Below are 14,860 nucleotides of genomic sequence, written 5' to 3' on the forward strand. Positions count from 1 at the left end.
ACTGTGCGAATGTGCGGCTCACAGGAGATATGAACATCTGCTCGCACAGCGAGACGTTCCAGCCAGGTCCTGAAGACAGGCTAGCAAGGGAAACGTGCGGCTGGCAAGGCTGATCGAAAGTACATAGACCGATTGGCATGGTCGCCCCATCGCGGCCGGTCGACCTGCCTGTGTTCTGCGAAACAGTGTTCCCTGGAACGGCAATTGCTCGGGATGCGGCAGTTTGGGCCGATCGCTATGCCTGCTCTTTGCTTGTCAGGGCCTCGTGCAGTTCCCGGACCTTGCGGTTGAGCGCGATCATATCTTCCGGGGCCATTCCGGCCTTGGCAAAGAGAGCCTCACCCAGACAACGGCTTTCAACCTTCAGCGCCGCCCCACGCGGGGTCAGCGCGACCGAGACGCTGCGCTCGTCATCCGGCCGGCGGGTGCGGGTGACCAGACCGGCCGCTTCCAGCCGTTTGACCAACGGTGTGATTGTGCTCGGTTCGAGATCCAGCCGGGCCGCTATCGCGCCGATGCCGCGGCCATCTTCCTCCCACAGCACGCTCAGCACCAGATATTGCGGATAGGTGATCCCCAACTGGTCGAGCAGCGGCTTGTAGAGCCGGTTGATCGCCATGGAGGTCGCATAGAGCGAGAAACACAGCTGGTCTTCGAGGGTCAGATCATGGTCCATGAGGCTCTTTACCACGAAACTCGTTATCGCGACAACAAAAAGCTGGACAGGGGCACCCGGGCGATCTAATGAAGATTATCGCAATAAATATTATCGAGAAACAGAAAGGAGGTGACCATGTCAGTCCAGGTCCTCTATCGCACCAAAGCCACCGCGACCGGTGGCCGTGAAGGTCAGGCCCGCAGCGAAGACGGTCGGCTCGAAGTCGCGCTGTCGACGCCGAAGGAACTCGGCGGCGCCGGTGGGGAAGGCACCAATCCCGAACAGCTCTTTGCTGCTGGCTATGCTGCCTGCTTCCTCGGTGCGCTGAAAGTCGTGGCGGGGCAGCAGAAGGTGAAGCTTCCCGCCGATGCCGTGATCACGGCGAGCGTGGGGATCGGGCCGCGCAGCGAGGGCGGCTTCGGGATCACGGCGGATCTGGAGATCAGCCTGCCGGGCATCGCGCGCGACGAGGCGCAGAAACTGGTCGAAGCCGCGCATCAGACCTGCCCCTATTCCAACGCCACCCGCAACAATGTCGCGGTCGGCCTGACCCTGATCTGAGACTGGCCCTACCTGATGCGATAGCCGCAGGCCGGCTGTCGCCTTCCAGCCTTCCGGCCCCCCAAATCATCACAGGAAATACCATGTTCGGGATCTCTCCCCTGGGCTGGCTGCATACGCTTGGCAGCCTGCCGGCCATTCCGCTTGCGCTCTGGATGCTTGCCCGCCACGGGCGGATCGTACCGCGATCAGGCGCGGGCATCGCCTGGTTCATCTTCATGGCAGTCGGCGGGCTGACGGTCTTTCTGATCGCGAAACAGCCGGTCAGCAATGGGATCGCTTCTGTGACTCTGGTGCTGCTCGTCGCGGGCTATACGGTCGGCCGGGTGTGGGCACTCGGCCGCGCCGCCCGCTATCTGGAAACCATCTTTCTGAGCCTTACGGTGTTCTTGTTACTGGCGCCCTCGGTCACCGAGACCCTGACCCGGGTGCCGAATGGCAATCCCATTGCGAAGGGGCCGGACTCGCCGATCGTGCTGGGCGCACTCGGCACGCTGGCTGTCCTGCTGGTCGTCGGGATAACGGCGCAGATCCTGCATCTGCGCCGCTCTGGAAATCAGGGCAGCGCAGTGTCGCGCTGACCTGATCATGAGGCACGCAGCCACCCCGGAGACTTCACCATGACGAGGCCGATCCCGCGCGCGAGAGTCGGCGGACAGGGACGCAGCCTGGCTATGCTGCTGCGCCCTATTCGGCCTCAGCCCCTGAACAGCGCCACGGCATCCGCGCCCGCCGGCACCCGCATAGGTGAGGTCGGATCGGTTGCCACGCGCCAGATCGCGGCTGCCACATCCTCCGCTTTGGTCTTCTCGTCATCAGATCCGCTGGCCAACCGCGCGAAGACGCCCTGAACCATCTCGGCATAAGGTTCCGGGAAGCCACCTGCCTGAGTCAGCCGCTCGCGGGCATTGGCCCCAAAGGCGGTGCCCGGTGCCTGACCAGGCAGCACCACATGGCTCCGGATGCCGAAAGGCGCGAGTTCCAGCGCCATCACCTCGGTCAGCGCGTTCACGGCAGCCTTGCTGGCGGTATAGACCGACAGCAGATCGTAATTGTGGAGGGTAACGCTGGAGGTCACGTTGATGATCACGCCGGTCCGATGCGCGCGGAACTGCGGCAGTACGGCCTGGATCATCGCGATGGTGCCGAAGGTGTTGGTCTCGAACACGTCGCGCACGACACTGATCGGGGTGCCTTCAACCGCGTTAAGCCAGCCAATGCCGGCATTGTTCACCAGCACGTCGATCTCTCCTGCGGCCGCAACGGCGGCGGCGATGCTTTGCGGCTCGGTGACGTCGAGCGGCAGGATCGTCAGTCGGTCGGAGGTGGGCAGCAGATCGGTCTTCGGGGTTCGCATTGTGGCAATGACATTCCAGCCTTCGGCCAAGAAGTGCCGTGCGGTCTCGAGGCCGAAGCCCGAAGAGCAGCCGGTGATCAGGATGGTGGGCATGGGGAGGTCCTTTCCTTGTAGCCTGCCTGATCTGGCCTTCCATGCCGCGATTACCTATAATCAGAAGTCCGAGATGATTTATCGAACGTCCAAGGTATGAGGGATGATGGCGGATCCGCTGAGCCAGATCGTGACCTTGCTTCGCCCCGGTGCGCCCTATGCCAAAATCGCGAGCGCCTCCGGTGCCTGGCGCGTGCGGCGGGACGAGGACGGCATCGTCTTCTACAATCTGACCCTTGCGGGGCGAGCGCTGCTGGAGGTCGACGAGCGACCGCCGGTTCTGCTGGAGGAAGGCGACTTCGCCCTGATCCCTGCCGCGCGGCGGTTCACCCTCTCAAGCCTGGAGCCGGCGCTGCCGCAAGGACGGTTCTCTGAACCCGTCCCGATCGCCCCCGGACAGGTCCGCATCGGTGACCCTGACCTGCCGGTCACGACGCAGTCACTGGTCGGCCACTGCACCTTTGCCGCGCGGGATGCCGGGCTGCTGCTCACTCTCCTCCCCGATCTTGTGGTGATCCGGGGTGAGGCGCGGCTGGCCATGCTGACCCGGCTGGTCGCGGACGAGGCACGAGCGACGCGGCCCGGGCGCGAGGTGGTGCTGGAACGGTTACTCGAGGTTCTGCTGATCGAGGCCTTCCGCGCTTCGGGCGGCACTACTGCGCCGCCCGGCCTGTTGCGGGGCCTCAGCGATCCGCATCTCTCCATTGCCCTGCGCGCTTTGCATGAGAACCCGGCGCGCCCCTGGACCGTGGCGGAACTCGCCCGTGCGGCGGGTCTGTCGCGCTCCGCCTTCTTCACCCGGTTCGAGCGCGAGGTTGGTCGCGCGCCGATGGCCTATCTGACCGGCTGGCGGATGAGCCTCGCCAGGGACCGGTTGCGGCGCGGCGATGGCAGCCTGACCGAGATCGGCGCAGCCCTGGGCTATGGTTCGGCCAGCGCGTTCAACACCGCCTTCGCGCGCGAGGTTGGTCAGCCGCCGGGGCAATATGCGATGTCTATTGCCGGAATGGTGCGGGAAGAAGCCCCCGCCTGAGGAAGGGCATAGTCCGTCCCGGCCCTTAGCCGCCGTTCAGCCCTGCCGCATGCTGTGCGACGACATCCCTGCAAGCCGCCGCTCAGAGGGCGCGCAGCGAAGCTGCTCGTCGCCACTGAAGTTGTGCGAGGCGAAGTATGAGTGTTTCTTGCCCTTCATCGGAGAACAGGCTTGAAGCGGGTATGACACCCGCTTAAACTTTGCGAAGCGGGTGTCATACCCGCTTCGTCGCAACAAGAGGGCATCATACCCATTCAGGAGCTTAGCGATCATGATCCCTGCGGGACGGGTACAGATATTGACAGGCCTGACCGCCAATCAACTACGGGAGTGGGCTCATCGGCGCGATCTCGTTCCACCCGATGTCGAGGCCGGCGGTCCGGGTCGGCCCGCGCTCTATAGCTGGCAAACAGTTTTGCTGCTGCGCATTGCTGTGGTTCTGCGCGAGCGGTTCAGGATTGAGTTGCAGGCACACAAGGAACTGCTGCACGCGCTGCACGAACTTCTTTCGGGTGTGCCCTTTCCGGCGCTACGGGGTGGCGTTCTGGCGTTGCGAGCCATGGAGCATGGCGAGCTCCTCTCTGAAGGCATGGCTCGTGTTGGCGTGGGTGTCCGAGGCATGGCTGGACGAGATGCCCTATTCCATCCTGTCGGCGCATGAGCTGGAGCGGGCAGCGAGATACTTCAACGAGATCGATCTAACGACGCTGGTGCTCGGACGAGCCCGCAACAAAGAGTACTCCCGCTGGGGGTTCGCTTCATATTGCTCGGAGGTTCATGGCAAGAACCGGCCTGCACTCCCGCGGCTCTTCGAGGAGGAGCATAACGCTTTGTTTGCGAATTTAGGGAGGTAGTTTTCTGTTTCAACGCGGCATCATCACAATCGTAGGTGCAACGTCAACATACGCGGTCCTTTGCACGCCTTGCGTCGAGGGCAGGACCGACGGGGGTCAACAACTCTGGATCAACGATAGAATTACCGCTCCCGCCGCGCCCCGCAAGGAGTTGCCACGGCTCTATCTGCAAACATTTTGCCCTAGTTCTCTTTCAAATTCGCCCATAGGTGCGGGGCGCTCTATCGATCAGCTCCGACAGAACGGAAAAGCGTGCGCGCGGGCCCTGCAATGCCATGTCAACGATCCGTGCGGCTAGCTACTATAAAATCGGTCTGCCACGTCGGAAAAGTCGAATTGGTAGCCAAATGAAAACATTGATGGAGCGTTCTGACGGTAGACCATCTAAAAGGATTCCATGCAGTTGTTCGGTTCAGGCCCACGTCTCGAAGCTCCTAGCGGTGACCCTGCTCGCCAGGCGGTTCCGGCGTTACGTGGCTATGCCTACCAGCTATATGTCTCCGCGCTCGCGTGGCTGGCGTTATCTGATGGCGAGATACTTTATCTGGAAGTCGCGGAGGATTATGCCATCGCGACACGCGAGGCGCTGACCGGCACGCAGGTCAGGGATACCAAGGGAAGTGGAAGAATCACGCTGCAGTCCGACTGGGCCCGGAGCACGATCGACTCCTACGTTGATCTCGTCATGCGCAATCCGGGACGTGTGGTCTCTCTCCACTATCTGACCACTTCTGCGATCGGGCTGGAGCGTGAGGGGGGCCACCGTGTCAATGGCGCGCCCGCTCTCGACTATTGGCGACGGGCAGCGACGGGCGCGGATTTAGGCCAGTTGAGAGGGCTGATCGAGAATCTCGACTTAAAGGAGGCAACTTCTAGCTATCTCGCGTCGCTGTCGGACGATGCATTTCGGACCGAGTTCTTGCAACGCATTCATTGGCATTGCGGGGCTCCCGGTCTGGCCGACTTAAGGGCGGACCTTGAGGCTGGGGTAGTCGAATATGTCGCATCAGCGCGCCAACTATCGAGCCAGACCGCGCGCAGCGTGATGCCGATAGTGCTGGAGCGGATACTGATGACGGCGGTATCCGAAGGAGCCCGTGCACTTCGGCGGGCGGACCTTCTACTGCTCATCGACGAGGCGGCGCTTGTCGCGGTCCCCATCGAGCAACTGGCATATGTATTCCAAGCCGGGATGCCGGCCAGAGCTATCACGCGCACGCAGTTGCTGACACCGGTCAACGACCTGCCAATGCCGGCGGTGAGGGCATCACGCGATGCGCTGGTAGCAGCAGTGGATGCAGCGCGCTGCGCCTGCGGATTGGCGATCGCAAGCGGGGCGACGGGACTTGGAAAGTCTCTGGCGGCGCGCATGGTCGCAGCACGGACCGGTAGGCCTTGGTTTGTCGTAGACTTTCGGTATCTATCCCCCACCGAGACTACCTCTCGGCTAAACCATCTTCGCGGCGAGATTGCAGCCTCGACCACACGAGACATTATCCTGGACGATTTGAATGGGCTGGACGATCCGATGGTGCGAGACGCTCTCGCAAGCCTGCTATCGGCCCTAAGGCGGCGCGATGCAACCGCGATAGTTACCACCTATCGCAGTCCCGCCAACACCACGTTGCAGCAGCTTGTGCCGGAAGCCGCCGCAACCGTTGAGGTTCCCTATCTGGATGAAGAGGAAGTTGCCGAACTTGTCGTCCAGACCGGTGGCGATCCCAAGTATGTAAGGGCGGTCTACCATGCCACGGCCAATGGGCATCCACAAATGACCATGGCGGCACTCCTACACCTAAGGCGCACGCAGTGGTCTCGGCAGGCACTCGCGGCGGTGTTCGGCGGACAGCTACATTCCGAGCTGGGCGCAGAACGGCGCGCAGTACGCGAGCGGCTGATCAGTGCACTGCCAGTCGATGCCCAAACACTACTTTTCCGCGCAAGCTTGATCCGCGGTGGATTCGATCGTCGCCTTGCGATTGCAATCGCCAGTCTGGATCCAGCAGTTCCGCGCGGCGGCCTCGTCCTCGACCAACTGATCGGTCCATGGATTGAGCCGTTCCGCCGCAGTAGGTTTCGGGTCTCACCGATGCTCGAGAATGCGGCAGACGAAGTACTCTCGAGGGAAGAGTGTCGGGCTATCCACCGCTGCGTCGCCGAAGCGACTATGATGGCTGACGAGGGGATGGACGCGGTCGATGCGTGGGTGGCGATGCACCACGCCCTACGCAGCGAGGATACAGATCTCGTTGTCGGATTCGCCCATAGCGTGATCACATGCAATGTGGAGATGATTGATGCTATCGCTCCGTTCCTGACCGAGCTCATGTACCTTCCGGTCGATGTGCCGATCTTCCCGAGCAACTCGTCCGCTTCCGCGATGATGCGCCTCGCCCAACTTCTTGTCCTGCTCCCCTATGGATCGGCCGATCAGGCCCATGCTGTTTTGCGAGCGTTGGAAGCGGAGCGGCTCGATATTCAGGGCGTGGCGCTATTCGAGGGGTTCGCGCTCTCCAAGTTGCTGCTGCACCCACGTGCGAGTGAGCTGTTTCCCGATTGGTTGGAAATCCTGTTGCGTTTCGACCAGCTCTGTCTGGCGGAGCCGCGGATAGCGGAGGCGAATTCGCGATTCACCTCAAAGGCCGGAGGAACTCCGCACGTGACCGGAGTCCTCTTCGCTGGCCAGCTGCGGAGCATTAAGACAATTGCGAGCTTCCGCGCGATCATTGAGCGCCTACACTGTGAGGACCCCGCGACTCGCGAGCGTCTACTCTCCTCGTTCCAACCAGGGCGTGGCGATATCTCGGTCTTCGTCAATCACGGGTGGATGAGGGAATCCGGTAGCGAGAACTTCGACTGGGAGGCCGCTCAGCGGGACTATGGTACCGCGTTCGAAATAGCCATGCAGTGGGGAAACAAGATGCTCGCCTCGCGCTGCGCGATCGCCCAAGCTATGTGCATCGACGAGAACGGGAACGATCCAGACCGCGCGCTCGCTTACCTGTCGCAGGTAGAGGCACGTATCGGGTGCCAAGTCGTATTGGGTCGTGCGAGAGCAAAAATCCATTGGCGTCGGCGCGATCACGCAGCTGCGCTGCCACTTCTTACAGCAGCGGCAGAGGTTGGTGGTCAGGATGCGATTGAGCACGCCTTCATTGCGCGGGAGGCCGGCATCAGCGCGGCGACGCTCAATGACTGGGAAGCAGCACGGCAATGGTTCGAGCGGGCGCATGTCGCAGCTGCAAGCGCGTCGGAGCTGCCGTCGGTGAGGGCTATGGCCATCGGCCTGCTCGCTGACACGGCCCAGGCGGCCTTCAAGGCCGGACGGCCGGACATCTCAATTCTTAAGATGCGCGACGCTTTGACGACGCTACCCAAAATTGACGCCGAGGGGGTGATTGCCGAGGCGCACTGCCATCGCGTCGTTAGGCATGGCCTGCTCTGGCTCTACCAACAGATCACAGGTGTATTGGACGATGAGGAAACCATTTACTTGCCGGGTGCCGCTAGCAACCCCGAGCCACTGGATGCAATCAGGTCGCATCCAGTGGTGGCGCTGGATATCTCGTTCTATTTACTCGCCGCAGCGGACGAGGCGCTAGACGAACCGACTGGCTTCTATCGGGCGTTCCGGGACCATCTCGTGGTAGGCTCGGTGCTGTCCTCGGAAATTTCTGCAACGATCACTGACGACCGCAAGGCAATCAGCACGCACGATCCGACTGACTTCGTCGCGCGAGTACGGCGACACGCCTCGATGGCTGGGATGGTATCCTCCGGCGAGGCGTACGAGTACGCTGCGGATGTGGTCAACCCGAGGCGCGGGACGATCCCCTTAGTGTCAATCGATGAGAATGCACTGGAGGATCATCTCCGTTTCGCCGAAGACTATTTGCTCAGCTTCGCTACCGGAGCGGCTATGGCGCGAGAGTTTGGAGCAATCGACTCCATCGTGGAGCAGGGCCTTGCCGCTCCAGAGGTATCCGCGCTGCATCCGCTGCTCCGGCGCATGGTGGGGGACATCAGCGCGCTAACATCTGATCGCGAAGGCGCAGCCAGTTCCATCTGGACAATCCGCGAAGACCTGTCGGGTCGCCCCGTCGAATTCTGCTGGACGGCAATGTGGCTCCTTATCCATGCAAGCAATTCGCGGCTACGTGATGGTGTAGTCGAGCCGCTGTTGGCATGGATTTTCGCGGGTGCCGATCACTTGGTCCGCAAAGCGCGGTTCCTATTGTCGAGTCCGGTGACCACAGCTCCACCCGTAGAGGAAATACTTGTAGTGCCAGAGCGGAGTATGGCGTCGGCAGCGCGCCTGCTACTGGCGCTCTCGCCCGCCGTGGGTACAAGGCTCATACCCAAAGTACGAGACAGGCTCGAAGCCATAATTGAATCTGATTAGAAGCCACAGGGCCGCAAGCGAAGAAGCGTAAGCCGTAATCTGTAATCGTGAGACTGACAATGCAGAACATCATCATCCTCGCGGGCAACATCGGCCAAGCCCCCGAAGCCATCACCACTCAGGGCGGCACCGGCATCACCCGCTTCACCCTGGCCACCTCCCGCCCCCGTTGCTGACGTTGGTGCGGAAAGTGTTGCGCAGATCTTTGTTGATCAGGTCGATGTCGAACCACTCGGGGTCGAAATGCCCGCCTGCCCAGCGAAGATGCGCCTTGTGGTCGTCATGGTCGGGGTCGCGGATGGTTTCGAGAAAGTCGGCATAGGACCAGGGGCCACCGACATCCTCCGGCGGTCGAGCGTGGGCTCCCTCCAGGCACTCAGCATGGCGGGGCGGGGGATCGAGGGACAGCCATTCCTCGATCCGGATCACATGGGTCCAGTCGTCGCCGAAGTCGTAGAGATAGCAGAAGGCCAGATCTTGTCCCGTGAAATCCGCCAGCCTGACCTCGGTGTAGTCGAAGACCCCCGTCCCGCCGAAACCGTGCTCCAACTGATCGGGATCGCCATAGCGCAAGCCGCCGATCCGAAACTCATGCAGATGGCTGTCGGTCCAGCTGAACGCGGCCTGAGCAGCCTCACGCATTTGTGGCCTCGCCGATTTCACGCCACGGTTTCCGCCCTCTTGCTTCCACAGTGCTTCCACGGGAGTTGGAAACGCAAACGCCGCCCCGAAGGACTGCGATTAAGCGTTTGATAACACGCGATTTTTTGGTTGCGGGGACGCGCAACAGACGATCACGGCGGAATGGGCCTGAACAGCAAAAAACCTCCGCGGCTGTCGCCTTGGGGGTTTCGCAAGTATCGTTGGTTGCGGGGGCAAGCAACCAACGATACTTGCGATTGGTCGAACGCCAGATCCCCAAGCTTGTTGCCTAGTGTAACCTGTTCTGCTGACATTGAAAATTACTCTTCTATGACCCACCAACTTTCAGCCTGATGCGGGTCTAATCGCGCCAGAGTTACCTTCGACCATCAGCCTTGCGTCGGCTCAACCAATCTGTAGTTGGTGCTGCGGCCACCGGCATCCTCCTTCTCCAGCACCCCCCTATCAACCAGGTCCGTAATGTCGCGGAGCGCCGTGTCGGAGGAAACCTTGGTCAGCTTCGCCCATTTCGAGGATGTCAGCTTCCCCTCGAAACCATCCAGCAGACGATTGATCACGGCGCGCTGACGCTCGTTGAAAGTCTCGCCCGCCACCGTCTCCCAGAAGCGTGCCTTGTGCAGGACGTGGCGCAGAACCTCTTCGGTGCCGTCGAAGGCCCGATCCAGGCATCCGAGGAACCAATAGAGCCAGCTGGTGATGTCCAGCCCGCCCTTCTGCGTTTTCTCCAGCGTCGAGTAGTACTCTCCCCGCTCGCGCCGGATCTGAGCCGACATGCTGTAGAAGCGCTGTGAACTCCCCTCGGATCGGGCTAACGCCATATCGGCAATGGCGCGGGCGATACGGCCGTTTCCGTCCTCGAAAGGATGGATCGTCACGAACCAGAGATGGGCGATGGCAGCGCGGATGACCGGGTCCGTGCCATCGCGTCTCTCGAACCAGTCCAGGAAGGCCTGCATCTCGCCAGGCAAGCGTTCTGCCTCCGGCGCTTCGAAATGCACCCGTTCACGTCCATAAGGGCCAGAAACGACCTGCATCGGTCCGGCCTCCGGCGGGCGCCATGCGCCGACAGCGATCCGGGTCATACCACTGCGCCCAGTCGGGAATAGTGCGGCATGCCAGGCGAAAAGCCGTTCCACAGTGAGGGGAGCGATATAGTTCTGCGTGGCATCCAGCATCATCTCGACCACACCCTCGACATCACGGTCGACCGGCGCAAGCGCACCGATCTCGATGCCGAGGCGCCGGGCAATGGAGGAACGCACCTGCTGCTTGTCCAGGTTCTCGCCCTCGATCTCGCTGGACTTCAGGACGTCCTCAGTCAGCGTCTGAAGGACGGCTTCGGCCTGCAGGTCGAAACCGAGCGCTTCCATCCGGCCGACCAAACGACCTTGGCGGTGACGAACCGCAGCCAAGGTTGTGCTGATGCCATCACCAGCCCATGTGAAGTTGGGCCATTCGGCCTGCTGATGGATATAGGTCATAATCACCGCTCCTCATGCGGCGATTATGATCAACAATCAGCGCAGCTGCAATACCAATCTCCGCAAAATATGCGGCGATTGAAAGGCTTTATCACCGCAAGGACCCATGCCGCATCGGCCAGAAACTCCAACGGCACTGCATCAAGGCCCTTCTTCAGGTTTTGCACTACTTCGGCTACAATTCTGCGCGCAACAGCACTTTTCCAAAACTGGCACAGATCCCTGATCAGAACGCCGCTTTCTGATACGGTGGTCAGGCAGGCATGCCCGCCGATCCCGTAGATGGGTAATTTTACACCGGGAACTTCCGCCCGCTTCCCCCGCATCGCGCCAATGATTTCTGCGCCATATTGTTCGGGGAAGTCTGGGCAGGCCACTGCCTTTGCGTCAAGTTCCAGATGTGATAGGTCTTCCCAGCTGATTGAACTGCCCGCTGCAATCTGATCGCCCGCGTTCACCAGCTCAAAGGATGGAAGAGCATAACGACCATGCAACTGCACCAGATAGTGCTGTGGCCCTTCCGTTTCCGAGAAGGCCGCAATCAGGAACTCGGCGGGCACAAATCCGTCGGCACCCAGGCGCTCGAAATGCCTCCTGATTGCAACAAGCGCGCTGTCCACTGATCCACCATATGCGGTTAACGCATCGCAGTGATTTATCAGATCAACGCAGGTTCCCAGAACGAACGAGGCGGAATCTCCCCGCCCGGTCACCGCCAGCGCCATTCCGGAAGCGGCGAACGCCTTGCGGGCGATAAGCCACAGATTGCCTGTCTCATCGAAGAACCCGCCATCCGTCAGGATTTGAATCCTGTCCGGGTATCGAAACGAGAAAAAGGCGCTCATCAGGCCTGCCCCCCAAGCACCATATCGACAGCCTCGGCAAAGCTGACACCCTTCTGCCGCGCGATGTCTTCCGCCTTGCGGGCCATCTCTGCGCTTTTGCGATCTACGGTATAGCCTTGGGGAACCCGATCATTTCATCGGTCCCGACATTCACAAAGTGATCAAAATGCCAGGAACCGCCAGCTTCGTGGCAGGCCCGAGCGTCAGCAAGGCTGTGGCGTTCGATCAACCGAGCCCGGTCGGGACGTTCATGGACCGGCAGACGGTCGCGATATTTACACCCGGTTCGGCTTCGGTGATGCGCCGGTGGGACCCTTTTGCATCTGATGATCGGGGGCGCGCCGGGCGGTGCGCGGCGATCCGGTCATCCAGGGCCGCGCCCCTCAGACCGTCGCCGGTCACGGTGCCGATTTGCTTATCAGGTGGGAAGAGGCTCCCGCCGGTTTGTTCGGGGGTGGCTTCCCGGCCCGATATCGCGTTGGTTGCTCCGGGAAGAGCTCCGCCGCCCGGATGTCGCCGATGATGGTGTTCATTGTCAGATGACCCCTATGATATTGGCCTTGCCGTTATGTGTCTCGCTTGCGCGCCAGCCTTTCACCATCACCCGGAACCCTGTCCCGGTGCTGACAGCCAGAAGGGGCCGCGGTCCTGGTGCGCGGGCGGCCCGATATCGGCTGCGCGATGCCTCCGGGAGGTTTGCGCGGTCCCGCCGGGGCCACGGTCCTGCCTGGATCCGGCGGTGGTTCGGGATGGAAAAGCCCGTCCCTGGCCAATCAGGACCGACCAGCGATGGGATGATCACAACCATCTCGCCGGGTTTCCCCGAACCAGTGGCGGAACCTGGCCCGATTTGACGAGGCGGCAGCCCGAACAGGGCTTCCATCTTCAGGCAGAGCCGGATGGCCGTCGTCAGGCAAGCAGCCTCCGGATTGTTTTCCGGGCTTTCTCCGTACTGAACAGCGGAGCCGGGCCATTGCGACAAGCAGTCGGCGCGCGCCACAGCATGCCCCTGATCCAGCCAGAGCAAAAGAGAGCCACGCCGCTTCAGCGCCTCCTGTTCGTTTTGCGGTCGTGCGAGGGCTCGGGCCGGGGCGAGACAGGCCATTAACCCAATGGATTCGCTATAAGAATACCGTCCGCCGTAAGCGTCTGCACCATAGCCGCAATCACCAAACAATCGCGAGCTCGCCGATTGACCCTCCCTCGCATAATAATATATGATATATTATTATGCGAGGGAGGAAAACATGGCGGATTACATCATCGTGGGCGGCGGCTCGGGCGGAAGTGCGCTGGCCGGGCGGCTGGCACAATCGGGGGCGAAGGTTCTGGTGCTGGAATCCGGGCCGAGGGACCGCCATCCTCTGATCCATATTCCTGCGGGCTTTGTGAAGCTGCTCGACAGCAAGTTGCTGTATCACTACGCCACCGAGGCGCAGCCACATCTGAACGGGCGCGCTCCGGTGATGCCGCAGGGCCATGTGCTTGGCGGCGGCGGTTCGGTCAATGCGGCGATCTATATTCGCGGTCAGCGGGGCGATTATGACGGCTGGGCCGAGGCCGGGGCCGAGGGCTGGGCTTACCGCGATGTGCTGCCCTATTTCCGCCGGGCCGAGGATAACGACCGGCTTGCGGATGCGTATCATGGCAATGGCGGCCCGCTTGGGGTCTCGGATCTGCGGCAGACCAGCGACCTGACCCGCGCTTTCGTGCGTGCGGCTCAGGAAGCGGGTATTCCCTTCACTCCGGATTTCAACGGGGCCCGGCAGCGCGGCGTCGGATTCAACCAGACGACCACCCGCAATGGCCGCCGTTGCAGTGCCGCTGTCGGCTATCTGCGGCCCGCCCTGAAGACCGGCAATCTCGAGATCCGGACCGGCTGCCTTGTCACAAGGGTCCTCTTCGACGGCGACCGTGCGACAGGTGTTGAATACGCCCGCAATGGCCGGCTGGAACAGGTGCAGGCGGCTGAGGAGGTGATCCTTTCGGCCGGCGCGGTGCAGACGCCGAAACTTCTGATGTTGTCGGGCATCGGGCCCGAGGTAGAGCTTGCCCGTCACGGCATCGCGGTCAAACAGCGGCTGGAGGGGGTGGGGCAGAATCTCCAGGACCATCTGGAATTCCCCGCCATCCGCTTTTGCACCGGCCGACAGGGGTATTACGGAGAGGACAGTTTCTTCCGGGCGATCAAAAACGGGCTGCAATATCTCCTCTTCAAATCCGGCCCGGTGATGTCGAATGTGACCGAGGCCTGCGCCTTTATGAATGTCGACGACTCCGAGGCAGAGCCGAATATACAGATGCACTTTGTCCCGATCGTTTTCATCGAGGGCGAGGCGGCACCGATCAAACGCGCCGGCGCCACGGTGAACCCCTGTGTGCTGCGCCCGGCGAGCCGGGGCGAGATCCGCCTGCGAAATGCCGATCCGGCCGCGAACCCGCTGATTGATCCGCGCTATCTCTCGGCGGCGGAGGATATGCGGCTGTCGGTCAGGGGGCTGCAACTGGCGCGCCGCATTCTCACGCAGCCGGCTTTCGCACCTTTTGTCGAGCCGACCGAGGCCTTTCCCGGCGCTGCGGTGCAGGAGGAAGCGGCGCTGCAGAGCTATATCCGCGCCCGGGGCAAGACGGTCTATCATCCGGTCGGCACCTGCCGGATGGGCCTGGATGAGATGGCCGTGGTGGATCCGCAGCTGCGAGTGCGCGGGGTGCGCAATCTGCGGGTCGTCGACAATTCGGTCATGCCGACGCTGATCTCGGGAAATACCAATGCGCCCGCTATTATGATTGGGGAAAAGGCCTCGGACATCATTCTCGGGATTGAGCCCCTGGCGCCCCTGAACGCCTGAGCGTGGGCGGGGCTTGTTCAACGGGGGTGGGAATGCGAAATATGGGTCAAATTGTGAGGTCGTC

The 14,860-nt window shown here is 61.7% G+C and carries 11 protein-coding genes and 1 pseudogene; 7 read left to right on the forward strand and 5 right to left on the reverse strand.

Annotated elements, in window-relative coordinates; all coding sequences use genetic code 11:
• Positions 1 to 235: 235 nt before the first annotated feature.
• On the reverse strand, positions 236 to 676 hold the full coding sequence (locus DRF71_RS00100; RefSeq protein WP_112308632.1) for a MarR family winged helix-turn-helix transcriptional regulator: 441 nt from the start codon (positions 674 to 676) through the stop codon (positions 236 to 238).
• A 117-nt stretch (positions 677 to 793) separates the two neighbouring features.
• Between DRF71_RS00100 and DRF71_RS00105 the strand changes: the two genes are divergently transcribed.
• Positions 794 to 1,219, forward strand: coding sequence for an organic hydroperoxide resistance protein (locus tag DRF71_RS00105; protein WP_112308633.1), 426 nt, complete (start codon positions 794 to 796; stop codon positions 1,217 to 1,219).
• 83 nt (positions 1,220 to 1,302) lie between these two features.
• Positions 1,303 to 1,800, forward strand: a complete 498-nt coding sequence (locus DRF71_RS00110) for a hypothetical protein (RefSeq protein WP_112308634.1) — start codon at positions 1,303 to 1,305, stop codon at positions 1,798 to 1,800.
• Positions 1,801 to 1,916: 116 nt separating this feature from the next.
• On the opposite strand, the gene DRF71_RS00115 is transcribed toward DRF71_RS00110, so the two are convergent.
• Positions 1,917 to 2,669 carry an SDR family oxidoreductase gene (locus DRF71_RS00115; RefSeq protein WP_112308635.1) on the reverse strand — a complete coding sequence of 251 codons (753 nt, stop codon included), beginning with the start codon at positions 2,667 to 2,669 and terminating at the stop codon, positions 1,917 to 1,919.
• A 106-nt stretch (positions 2,670 to 2,775) separates the two neighbouring features.
• Here DRF71_RS00115 and DRF71_RS00120 point away from each other — a divergent pair, with 106 nt between their 5' ends.
• The 4 genes and pseudogenes from DRF71_RS00120 to DRF71_RS00140 all read left to right on the forward strand — a co-directional run.
• Entirely contained in the window at positions 2,776 to 3,702 is a 927-nt protein-coding gene (locus DRF71_RS00120; protein ID WP_112309874.1) for an AraC family transcriptional regulator, read from the forward strand.
• Positions 3,703 to 3,973: 271 nt separating this feature from the next.
• The gene (locus DRF71_RS00130; protein ID WP_112308637.1) at positions 3,974 to 4,363 is read left to right on the forward strand and encodes a MerR family transcriptional regulator; all 390 of its coding nucleotides are present in this window, start codon (positions 3,974 to 3,976) and stop codon (positions 4,361 to 4,363) included.
• Positions 4,364 to 4,953: 590 nt separating this feature from the next.
• Positions 4,954 to 8,958 carry a hypothetical protein gene (locus DRF71_RS00135; RefSeq protein ID WP_112308638.1) on the forward strand — a complete coding sequence of 1,335 codons (4,005 nt, stop codon included), beginning with the start codon at positions 4,954 to 4,956 and terminating at the stop codon, positions 8,956 to 8,958.
• Between the two features lie 59 nt (positions 8,959 to 9,017).
• Positions 9,018 to 9,128 (forward strand): annotated as a pseudogene (locus tag DRF71_RS00140) (single-stranded DNA-binding protein); the annotation flags it as partial.
• Here DRF71_RS00140 and DRF71_RS00145 read toward each other — a convergent pair.
• The 3 genes from DRF71_RS00145 to DRF71_RS00155 all read right to left on the reverse strand — a co-directional run bounded on the left by DRF71_RS00145 (position 9,103) and on the right by DRF71_RS00155 (position 11,947).
• The gene (locus DRF71_RS00145; protein ID WP_112308639.1) at positions 9,103 to 9,600 is read right to left on the reverse strand and encodes a plasmid pRiA4b ORF-3 family protein; all 498 of its coding nucleotides are present in this window, start codon (positions 9,598 to 9,600) and stop codon (positions 9,103 to 9,105) included. The pseudogene DRF71_RS00140 and the gene DRF71_RS00145 sit on opposite strands and share 26 nt — an antisense overlap.
• Before the next feature lie 389 nt (positions 9,601 to 9,989).
• Positions 9,990 to 11,102, reverse strand: a complete 1,113-nt coding sequence (locus tag DRF71_RS00150) for a Fic family protein (protein ID WP_198672028.1) — start codon at positions 11,100 to 11,102, stop codon at positions 9,990 to 9,992.
• Positions 11,103 to 11,131: 29 nt separating this feature from the next.
• Positions 11,132 to 11,947: a hypothetical protein gene (locus DRF71_RS00155; protein ID WP_112308640.1), complete on the reverse strand. Its 816-nt coding sequence runs from the start codon at positions 11,945 to 11,947 to the stop codon at positions 11,132 to 11,134.
• A gap of 1,247 nt (positions 11,948 to 13,194) precedes the next feature.
• Between DRF71_RS00155 and DRF71_RS00170 the strand changes: the two genes are divergently transcribed.
• A complete protein-coding gene (locus tag DRF71_RS00170) occupies positions 13,195 to 14,796 on the forward strand; it encodes a GMC family oxidoreductase (protein ID WP_112309876.1) in 1,602 nt (533 codons plus the stop codon).
• The last annotated feature ends 64 nt before the right edge of the window (positions 14,797 to 14,860 follow it).

The sequence above is a fragment of the Pseudogemmobacter bohemicus genome, assembly GCF_003290025.1.
Lineage (GTDB): Bacteria > Pseudomonadota > Alphaproteobacteria > Rhodobacterales > Rhodobacteraceae > Pseudogemmobacter > Pseudogemmobacter bohemicus.

Coding starts and splice junctions, on each gene's coding strand:
- DRF71_RS00100 (WP_112308632.1), bottom strand. CDS start 676: ATGGACCATGATCTGACCCTCGAAGACCAGCTGTGTTTCTCGCTCTAT.
- DRF71_RS00105 (WP_112308633.1), top strand. CDS start 794: ATGTCAGTCCAGGTCCTCTATCGCACCAAAGCCACCGCGACCGGTGGC.
- DRF71_RS00110 (WP_112308634.1), top strand. CDS start 1,303: ATGTTCGGGATCTCTCCCCTGGGCTGGCTGCATACGCTTGGCAGCCTG.
- DRF71_RS00115 (WP_112308635.1), bottom strand. CDS start 2,669: ATGCCCACCATCCTGATCACCGGCTGCTCTTCGGGCTTCGGCCTCGAG.
- DRF71_RS00120 (WP_112309874.1), top strand. CDS start 2,776: ATGGCGGATCCGCTGAGCCAGATCGTGACCTTGCTTCGCCCCGGTGCG.
- DRF71_RS00130 (WP_112308637.1), top strand. CDS start 3,974: ATGATCCCTGCGGGACGGGTACAGATATTGACAGGCCTGACCGCCAAT.
- DRF71_RS00135 (WP_112308638.1), top strand. CDS start 4,954: ATGCAGTTGTTCGGTTCAGGCCCACGTCTCGAAGCTCCTAGCGGTGAC.
- DRF71_RS00145 (WP_112308639.1), bottom strand. CDS start 9,600: ATGCGTGAGGCTGCTCAGGCCGCGTTCAGCTGGACCGACAGCCATCTG.
- DRF71_RS00150 (WP_198672028.1), bottom strand. CDS start 11,102: ATGACCTATATCCATCAGCAGGCCGAATGGCCCAACTTCACATGGGCT.
- DRF71_RS00155 (WP_112308640.1), bottom strand. CDS start 11,947: ATGAGCGCCTTTTTCTCGTTTCGATACCCGGACAGGATTCAAATCCTG.
- DRF71_RS00170 (WP_112309876.1), top strand. CDS start 13,195: ATGGCGGATTACATCATCGTGGGCGGCGGCTCGGGCGGAAGTGCGCTG.